Origin of the sequence: Arthrobacter sp. I3 (assembly GCF_000520575.1) — a bacterium.
Classification (GTDB): Bacteria; Actinomycetota; Actinomycetes; order Actinomycetales; family Micrococcaceae; genus Arthrobacter; species Arthrobacter humicola_A.
Genome location: NZ_KI914953.1, coordinates 10,271 through 18,761, shown reverse-complemented (window position 1 = coordinate 18,761; position 8,491 = coordinate 10,271). Strand labels below are relative to the sequence as shown.

The window sequence follows — 8,491 nt, the reverse complement described above, 5'->3', positions numbered from 1 at the left end:
GCCCCCCGCGCCCGCGACTGGCGCGCCCCCCGCGCCCGCGGACCCGGACGCGTGGCTGCCGGAGTGGTTCGTGGGGCGTCCGCTCACCGCCGGCTGGGCGTGGGCAGGGTTCTGGGCGGTGCTGATCGTGGCCGACGAGTTCCTGGATCTGGCCGGCTGGTCCTGGTATGTGCTGGTTGGCCTCGCCGCCCTGCCGACGCTGCTGGCAAGCATCGCCCTTCTGCACGCCACCCCGCGCCGCTACCTGAAGCCGCGCCGGGACACGGTCCTGGGCCACTTCTTCGTCCGCTTCCTGGCCCTGATCGCCGCCTTCCTCGTGTGGGGCGTGTCCGTGGTCATGAGCGCCTCGATCTCAACCACCCTCCAGTCACTCGTCGGGGCGTCCGAACGCGAGGTCACCGCGGTGGGCTTCAACCTCCTGCTGGCCGCGATCCCGCTGGTGGTCTCCGTACTGTGGCTGGCCTTCATCATTCGCTGCGCCTGGTTCCTGCGGCGGCTCCGGGGTTGGAAACAAACGCCGGAACCGGGCGCCGTGCCCAAGAAGTTCCTGCGGGACAGGCCGCGGCTGAGGCGGGTGGTGGTGGGCCTGGCCCATCCCGGCCTGCTGCTCGTGGCGGGCCTGGGCACCTCCGTGCTCGCGTTCCTGCTGGGCGCCGTGGAACTGACCATTAATGTGCTGAAGTAGGATAACCGGGCTGCCGGGGCCAGGCGTACTGTTGACCTATGAGCTGCACTGAAGCGCGCATTCCCCAGGCGCGGATAGTTGGAACATCTCTTTCCGGAGCGCGGTCCCGATGACGCGCACGTGGCTGCGCTGGCTGCCTGCTGCCGCCGTTCCTGCCGTTATTGCCGCCGGCGCGCTGGCCGGATCCCTGCCCGCCAGCGCCGGGGATCCCCTGCCGCCCAAGACGCCGGAGCAGGTGCTGCAGTTGATTGCCCAGCACCGCGAGCCCGCCCTCTCCGGAACCCTGGAACAGTCTTCTGCGCTCGGGCTTCCCGAGCTGCCCAAGACCGGTGCCGGCTCGGCCCCGTCAGGTACGGCATGGCTCGAACTGCTGACGGGGCCGCACACCGCGCGGGTTTATCGCGACGGCCCGGACAACGCCCGCGTCCAGGTGATGGACCGGCTGGCCGAACGCAACGCTATCCGCCACGGCAACGACGTGTGGTTCTACAACTCCAAGGACAACACGGCCGCCCATGCCCAGCTCCCGGCCAACGACGCCGGTGACACAGGCCGTCACAGCGCCGGCAGCGACGTCACCGCCACCCCCGACCAGCTCGCCGCGATGCTACTGGCCAAGATCGAACCGGGCACCGACGTGGCGGTGGGAGCCGATGTCCAGGTAGCCGGCCGGCCCGCCTACAACCTGGTGCTGACACCAAAGTCCGATGCGACGCTGGTCGGGTCCATCGCAGTAGCCGTTGACGGCCAGACCGGTCTGCCGCTGGGCGTCGAGATCAAGGCTCGCGGACAGTCCGATCCCGCCTTCCGCGTCGCCTACACCAGCCTGACCCTCGGGGCCCCCGACGCGTCGGTCTTCACATTCACCCCGCCGCCGGGTGCCACGGTCGAGGAGATTCCGGTAAAGGAGCACAAGCACGGAAACGACGCCGGGAACGCGACGGCGCCGGCGGCCAAGGACCGCGCCGGCAAGCCGGCCGTCACTGGCTCCGGCTGGGACTCGGTTGTTGAGTTCCCGGCGGGAACGGCCGGCCCGGCGTCGGACGCCACGGCCCTGCTCGAACAGGCCACCGTCCCGGTCCAGGGCGGCCGGCTTTTGTCCACCGCGCTGGTGAACGTGTTGGTGCTCGACGACGGCCGGGTCGTCGCCGGCTCCGTGCCACCGGGGCGGCTCCAGGCCGCTGCCGCACAGAAGTGATGTCCGGCGCGGTATCCGGTGGCCGACGGTTGCTCCCTGACCATCCGGTGACGGCCGCGTGAGCGCCGCCGGGCCGGCGGCCGAGCTGAGCATTGAGACCACGGGCCTGACCAAACGGTTCGGCCAGCAGATGGCTGTCGACGGCGTCGACCTGGCCGTGCCGAAAGGCGCGGTCTTTGGTTTCCTGGGCCCGAACGGTTCGGGGAAGACCACCACCATCAGGCTCCTGCTCGGCCTGGCCACGGCCACGGGAGGCTCCATGCGCGTGCTGGGCGAGGAGATGCCCGGCAAACTCAATGACGTGCTGCCCCGGGTCGGGGCGCTGGTGGAAGGACCGGCGTTCTACCCCTTCCTCTCCGGCGCCGCCAATCTGCGCCGCATGGACGCCGCGGACCCCTATGGTTCGGGCGCGACGCGGCGTGCCCGCGTCCACTCGGCCCTGGAACGGGTGGGTTTGACGCACGCCGCGGACAAGCTGGTCCGGGCCTACTCGCTGGGGATGAAGCAGCGGCTGGGGATCGCCAACGCCCTGCTCGCCCCGCGGGAACTGCTGGTGCTGGACGAGCCCACCAACGGGCTGGATCCGCAGGGCACCCGTGAGGTGCGGAGCCTGGTGCGATCGCTCGCGGCCGACGGCGCCACGGTGTTCGTCTCCAGCCACCTGCTGGCCGAGGTCGAGCAGATCTGCACCCATGCGGCCATCATGAGCGCTGGCCGGCTGGTGGCGCAGGGAACCCTGACGGAACTGCGCGGGGCCGGCCAGGCAAGGATCCGCGTGTTGACCCCGGACCCGGGTACCGCGGCGCAGGTGCTGGCCGGCCTCGGCCTGACCGCGACCCTGGGCACCGACGGCCGTACTCCCGGTGGCGCTGGTTCCGGTGCCGCCGGCTCCGGGACCGACGCGGCCCTGTTCGCGTCACTGCCTGGGGCTCCGGCTCCGGCTGGGGCTCCGGCAGCCCGGGAAGACGGAGGATCATCCCGGTCCGTGGAGCGGGCGGCCGTGCAGCCGGAAGCCGTGGTGGCGGCCCTCGTGGCGGCGGGGGTCCGGGTCCGCGGCTTCGCGACCGAACAGGCCAGCCTTGAGGACCGGTTTGTGGCATTGACGGGGGAGGGGTTCGACGTTGTCCAGTAACAGCTCATCCGCGGGCGATCCGGCAGCCGGCCCGTCAGTTGCCCCGGCGCCGGGACACAGCGAAGCGGCCGCAGGCGCTGGCGGGGACAGCGGGGCCGGCGCTGCGCCGGTCCGGCGCGGGTCCCTGACCGGTGACCTGCTGGCGTCCGAGCTCGGGGTGCTGTTCCGCCGCCGCAGGACGTGGGCCATGTTGTGCGCGCTGGCGGCCATCCCGATTCTGATCGCGGTGGCGGTGCGGGTCTCCTCGGCCGTGCCGGCAGGCCGCGGGCCGGCCTTCCTGGATCGGATCGCCCAGAACGGCCTGTTCGTGGGCGTCACGGCAATGGTGGTCTCCGTTCCGCTGTTCCTGCCCCTTACCGTCGGCGTCGTGGCCGGAGACACGATCGCCGGGGAGGCTGGACAGGGGACCCTGAGGTACCTGCTGGTGGCTCCCGCCGGGCGGATCCGCCTGCTGATCGTCAAATATGCCGGGGCGGCCGTGTTCGTGATCGTTGCCCCGCTCGTGATTGCCCTGACCGGGGCCGGAATCGGCGCGGCGCTCTTCCCCGTGGGGCCGGTGACCCTGCTCTCCGGCGACACGATCGGCACCGGCGAGGCCATGGTCCGGCTCCTGCTGATCGCCGCCTACCTGGCGGTTTCGCTGCTGGGGTTGTCGGCGATCGGGCTGTTCATCTCCACCCTGACCGATGTTCCGGTGGGGGCCATGGCGGCCACCGTGGTGCTCTCGGTCGTCGCGCAGGTCCTGGACGCGCTGCCGCAACTCGAGTGGCTGCATCCCTGGCTTTTCAGCCACTACTGGCTGGACTTTGGCGATCTGCTCCGGCAGCCGGTTTCCTGGGATTCCTTGGCCGCCAATGCCCTCCTCCAGGGCGGCTACGTCGCCGTCTTCAGCGCGCTGGCCTACGGCAGGTTCATCACCAAGGACGTGCTCTCCTAGCCAGTCTCAGTAACGGGCCGCGTAGCCGTACAGCTGCATCCCGGACATGGCGGCAACATCGGTCACGGTAATGCCGGCGTCGGGGTTCAGCGCCTGGACCACGCGGCCGCCGCCGAGGTAGATGGCCACGTGGTAGAAGCCCGGGGCCGAACCCCAGACGAACAGATCGCCCGGACGCGCCTGGGAGAGCGGGACATGGACCGGGGCCTGGGCGAACTGCTGGGAGGCAGTGCGGGGCAGGTACTTCCCTGCCGCGGCGAACGCATTCTGCACCAGGCCCGAGCAGTCAAACCCATAGCTCCCGGTTCCGCCGTACTGGTAGAAGAATGGCGATCCGGTCTTGCCGAGCGCCACCGAAATCGCGGTCTGGTTTGACCCGCCAGAAATCGGCGCCGGAACCGGAACAGGTACTGGCGCCGGAACCGGGGCAGGAATCGGTGCGGGGACCGGAGCAGGTACTGGCGCGGGATCCGGCCCGGATGCCGGCGCGGGTGCGGGCGCTGGTGCTGGTGCCGGTGCCGGTGCGGGTGCGGGCGCTGCAGCGGGGGCCGGCACGTCGGCGGGAGCCGGAGCGGCTGGCTGTCCTGCGGCCGAATCGTCCCGTCCCGGAGCTGTTGGTGCCGGCTGTGAACCCGTGCCAGGCTGCGGCGCGGGGCCCGCCGCTGCGGTCAGTGCTGCGAGCCGAGCCTGCTGGCGCTGGCGGTCGAGGGCGTCCACCCGGGCCGATTCCAGCGCCGCGGTGGTGTTTCTCAGGCTTGCCAGCTGGTCCACGAGCGCGCTGCGCTGCGCTTTGGCATCGGCCACGACCTGGCGCTGGGCTGCGGCGGCGCGGTCGGCGTCGGCCTTGCGGTCCGCGGCAGTCGCGGCGGCCTCGTCGGCGGCGCGGTTGGCGTCCGCTGCGGCTTCGGTCAGGGACTGCGCGGCCGTGGCCGCGTTTTCCGCGGACTCGAAGGCCCGCGCGCGTCCGGCCGTTACAGCCTCCAGCGTGGCGGCATCCTCCAGGGCCCGCCCGGAGCCGCTGACAAAGCTGCTGAGGGCCGGGTTCAGGCCGCCGTTGCGGTACAGGTCACCGGCCAGCTGGCCCAGCTGTTTGCGGGTTTTGGCCTGTTCTGCCCCGGCGGCGGCAGCCCTGGCGGCCGCCACAGCCGCCGCGTCACGGCGTGTGGCCAGCTCCACGAGGGCCTCGCCGTACGCGTTATTTGCTTGCAGGGATGCTGCGAGGCTGGTTTCCTGGCCGGCCGATGCGTCGGCCAAAAGCCCGTCGATCCTGGTGACCTCTGCCGCCGTCGAGCTCGCACTGGACTTGGCGGCAGCGATCTCTTCCGGTGAGGGGATCTCCGGCGACGCCGGAACCCGGCCGGCAGTCTCCAGCGGCGGGCGCCCCTGCGCAGAAAGCTGCGAAGAAATCAGCGCGGAGGTCAGCGGCGCGGCCTGGGCCGGGAGCGCGAGGGTTCCGAGGAGGACGACGGCGGTGCAGAGCACAGCCGTCTTGCGGCCGGATCGGATCCAACTCATGGGCAACCTCGCTGAAGTCTCAGGCTGGAGTGAGCGAGGTCGGATTTGGCGCGTGAAAGCCCTCTGCGGATCACCCAGCAGGCATGAGGCTACGTGCCAAAGGCTACTTTGGCAACACGAGTCACATGAATAACATAAACAACACGAGTGTCATTTGGCCACGTCCGTGACGGGTGTGTCCTGCCGACGGTCAGGCGTGCTGGTGGGCCTCGTGCTCTGAATGCGTGGTGGGCTCGAGCTGGAACGTGCAGTGTTCGGTGTCGAAATGGGATCCAAGGCAGCTGGTCAGTTTGTCCAGGACCCGGTCGGCGCCCTTGGCGCCGAGCGCTGAGTCTTCCACCACCACGTGGGCGGAGAAGACGGGGACACCGGAGGTAATGGTCCAGATGTGGATGTCGTGGACGGATACCACGCCGTCCACCGCCAGGATGTGGTCGCGGATCATCTGAACGTCCACGCCCTTGGGCGTGGCCTCAAGGAGCACGTCGACGACGTCGCGCAGCAGGTGCCAGGCCCGGGGCAGGATCATGAGGGCGATGAGGATCGAGGCAATGGTGTCGGCCGCCTGGAACCCGGTGACCATGATGACCACCGCCGCCGCGATGACGGCAAAGGACCCCAGCAGATCCCCCAGGACTTCGAGGTAGGCCCCGCGGACGTTCAGGCTTTCCTTCTGGGCGCCGCGCAGGATCAGCAGGGAGACCAGGTTGGCGACGGCGCCGAGGACCGCCGCCGCGAGCATGACATCGGTGTGGACCTCGGGGGTGGTGCCGAGCCTGCGGATGGCCTCGGTGAAGATGACCACCGAGATGACGATCAGGACCAGTGCGTTCGCCAGCGCCGCCAGAACTTCGGCGCGCTGGTAACCGTAGGTGCGCAGATCGCTGGCGGGCCGGGTGGCGATCCATGCGGCCAGCAGGGCGATGAAGACGCCGGCTGCGTCCGAGAGCATGTGTCCGGCATCGGCGAGCAGGGCCAGGGAGCCGGAGACCACCGCACCGATCGTCTGCACGAGCACCACGGCGAGCGTGATGGCCAGGACGGCGACCAGGCGCTTGCGGTGCTTGCCGGTGGCGGTCAGGCCGTGCGAGTGGCTGTGGTCGTGTCCCATGCCTACAAGGCTATCCCCAGCCGAGCTCGTGCAGGCGCGCGTCGCTGATGCCGAAGTGGTGGGCGATCTCGTGCACCACGGTGACGGTGACTTCCTCGATCACGTCCTCCCGGGAGGTGCAGATGTCCAGGATGGGTTGGCGGAAAATGGTGATCCGGTCCGGCAGCGAGCCGGCGTCCCACCAGGAGTCCCGCTCGGTCAGGGGCACCCCCTCATAGAGCCCCAGCAGCACGGTGTCCGGATCCTCCCCGGGCTGCGGGGTGTAGTCGTCCTCGATGAAGATCGCGACATTGCTCATGGTCTTTGCCAGATCCGGCGGGATCCGGTCGAGGGCATCACTCACGGCAGCCTCGAAATCGGCCTCGGACATCGGAAAGGGGGCGTCGTCCGGGCCGTCACCATCGTCCCCGCCGGCATTGCCGTCCCCGCCGTTCGGAACGATCGGCAGGCCGGGCGGGAGGGAGGAGGGCATAGGCAAACTCTAGCGGGACCGGCGCCGGGTCAGCCCCACGCCCACAAGGCAGATCACGCCGCCCACCAGGCCCCAGATGGTCGGAATCTCGCCCAGAACCAGCCAGGAGATCAGGATTGTGGTGCCCGGGACCAGGTAGGTGGTGGCCGCGAGGCGTCCCGCATCAATCATCGAGAGCGCATAGGCCCAGGTGGTGAATGCGATCGCAGTGGGGAAGATGCCCAGATAGACCAGGCCCAGGGTGGCCGGCAGGGGAGCGGCCTGCAGCTCGGTGACCAACTGGCCGCTGAAGGGCAGGCAGCACAGGGCGCCCACCATGATGCCGAACCAGGTGGCCTGGGCGGCCGGGAACTTGCGGAGCACCGGTTTTTGCACGATCACGCTCACGGCCGCCAGCGCGGCCGCAAGCAGGCAAAGCAGGACGCCGGCCACGTCCGCCGTCGACCGCTGGCCGGAACCAAGCGCAATCACGGCCACGCCGCCGAACGCGATCAGGCTGCCGATGATGAGCCAGCGCGGGAACCCTTCCTTCAGGATCACACCGGCCATGACGGCGACCAGGATGGGGTTGACGTTGATCAGCAGGGCGGCCGTGCCGGCGTCGAGCATGTGTTCGGCGGCGTTCAGGGCCACGTTGTAGCCTCCGAACCACATGACGCCATAGGCCAGGATGGGCCACCACTCGCGGCCGCGGGGCAGGCCCCTGAGCTTGGGCACCACCAGCAGGCCCAGCACGACGGCGGCAACGGCCAGCCGGCCGAGCGTCAGGGAGCCAGGGGAGAAGCTCGGGCCTACAGCGCGGATGCCCACGAAGGCGGAGGCCCACAGGACCACGGTGACGACGACGGCGCCGATGCCGAGCCTGCTGATCGTGGCCGGCTGTGCGGGAGGGGGCGGCGCGGGTTGCGGGGCGGGTGCGGGGGCAGCGTGCGGAGACCCTTCGTGGGGGCCTGCGGACGGAGTGGGGCCGGATGCGGCGGTTGTTGCCATGCTGCCAATGTAGCCGTTCCCGCCTCCTCCCGGCTGGCGGGAATCGGTCACGTCTAGTCGAGATCCTGCCAACATCCCGTATGGCCTCAGCGCAGGACGCGCGCCGCCGTCCGGACAGCGGCCGCGACGTCGTTCAGCGCCGCCGAGCCGCGCCGCCACTGCTGCCAGTAGAGGGCAACGTCCACGTGCGCCCGTGGGGCGAGGGCCTCGAGCCTGCCGGCCAACAGGTCCTCGCCGATTTCGATCTCGGGCATCATGCCCCAGCCCATGCCCCAGCGGATGGCATCGCCAAACTCCTGGGCGGCCGGCACATAGTGGCGCGGCGGCTGCAGGGAGGCCCGGCTGACCCGGCGCAGCCAGCGGTCCTGCAGGTCGTCCTTGCGGTCGAAGACCACAACGGGAGCCGCGGCGAGCGTCGCGCCGGTCGCACCCGCCCCAAACCAGCGGCGGC

General features: G+C 70.3%; 9 protein-coding genes. 4 read left to right on the top strand and 5 right to left on the bottom strand.

Annotation, left to right across the window (positions count from 1 at the left end):
• The 4 genes from Y706_RS0118745 to Y706_RS0118730 form a co-directional block, all read left to right on the top strand.
• A partial coding sequence (locus Y706_RS0118745) for a hypothetical protein (RefSeq protein WP_028277801.1) occupies nt 1-685 on the top strand: 685 nt, incomplete at its 5' end.
• A 109-nt stretch (nt 686-794) separates the two neighbouring features.
• The gene (locus tag Y706_RS0118740; protein ID WP_028277800.1) at nt 795-1,883 is read left to right on the top strand and encodes a LolA family protein; all 1,089 of its coding nucleotides are present in this window, start codon (nt 795-797) and stop codon (nt 1,881-1,883) included.
• A 58-nt stretch (nt 1,884-1,941) separates the two neighbouring features.
• Nucleotides 1,942-3,015 (top strand): ABC transporter ATP-binding protein, encoded by a 1,074-nt coding sequence (locus Y706_RS0118735; RefSeq protein WP_028277799.1) that lies wholly within the window; start codon nt 1,942-1,944, stop codon nt 3,013-3,015.
• 124 nt (nt 3,016-3,139) lie between these two features.
• Nucleotides 3,140-3,952, top strand: coding sequence for an ABC transporter permease (locus tag Y706_RS0118730; RefSeq protein WP_275450891.1), 813 nt, complete (start codon nt 3,140-3,142; stop codon nt 3,950-3,952).
• A 6-nt stretch (nt 3,953-3,958) separates the two neighbouring features.
• On the opposite strand, the gene Y706_RS0118725 is transcribed toward Y706_RS0118730, so the two are convergent.
• From Y706_RS0118725 to Y706_RS26455, 5 genes are all read right to left on the bottom strand, one after another.
• A complete protein-coding gene (locus tag Y706_RS0118725) occupies nt 3,959-5,467 on the bottom strand; it encodes a C40 family peptidase (protein ID WP_028277797.1) in 1,509 nt (502 codons plus the stop codon).
• A 190-nt stretch (nt 5,468-5,657) separates the two neighbouring features.
• Nucleotides 5,658-6,578, bottom strand: a complete 921-nt coding sequence (locus Y706_RS0118720; protein ID WP_028277796.1) for a cation diffusion facilitator family transporter — start codon at nt 6,576-6,578, stop codon at nt 5,658-5,660.
• 10 nt (nt 6,579-6,588) lie between these two features.
• Entirely contained in the window at nt 6,589-7,050 is a 462-nt protein-coding gene (locus Y706_RS0118715) for a metallopeptidase family protein (protein WP_028277795.1), read from the bottom strand.
• 9 nt (nt 7,051-7,059) lie between these two features.
• Complete coding sequence (locus Y706_RS0118710) at nt 7,060-8,040, bottom strand: DMT family transporter (RefSeq protein WP_028277794.1); 981 nt, start codon at nt 8,038-8,040, stop codon at nt 7,060-7,062.
• Nucleotides 8,041-8,126: 86 nt separating this feature from the next.
• On the bottom strand, nt 8,127-8,491 hold a 365-nt coding region (locus Y706_RS26455; protein ID WP_253906833.1), incomplete at its 5' end, for a LysR substrate-binding domain-containing protein.

Coding starts and splice junctions, on each gene's coding strand:
- Y706_RS0118740 (WP_028277800.1), top strand. CDS start 795: ATGACGCGCACGTGGCTGCGCTGGCTGCCTGCTGCCGCCGTTCCTGCC.
- Y706_RS0118725 (WP_028277797.1), bottom strand. CDS start 5,467: ATGAGTTGGATCCGATCCGGCCGCAAGACGGCTGTGCTCTGCACCGCC.
- Y706_RS0118720 (WP_028277796.1), bottom strand. CDS start 6,578: ATGGGACACGACCACAGCCACTCGCACGGCCTGACCGCCACCGGCAAG.
- Y706_RS0118715 (WP_028277795.1), bottom strand. CDS start 7,050: ATGCCCTCCTCCCTCCCGCCCGGCCTGCCGATCGTTCCGAACGGCGGG.
- Y706_RS0118710 (WP_028277794.1), bottom strand. CDS start 8,040: ATGGCAACAACCGCCGCATCCGGCCCCACTCCGTCCGCAGGCCCCCAC.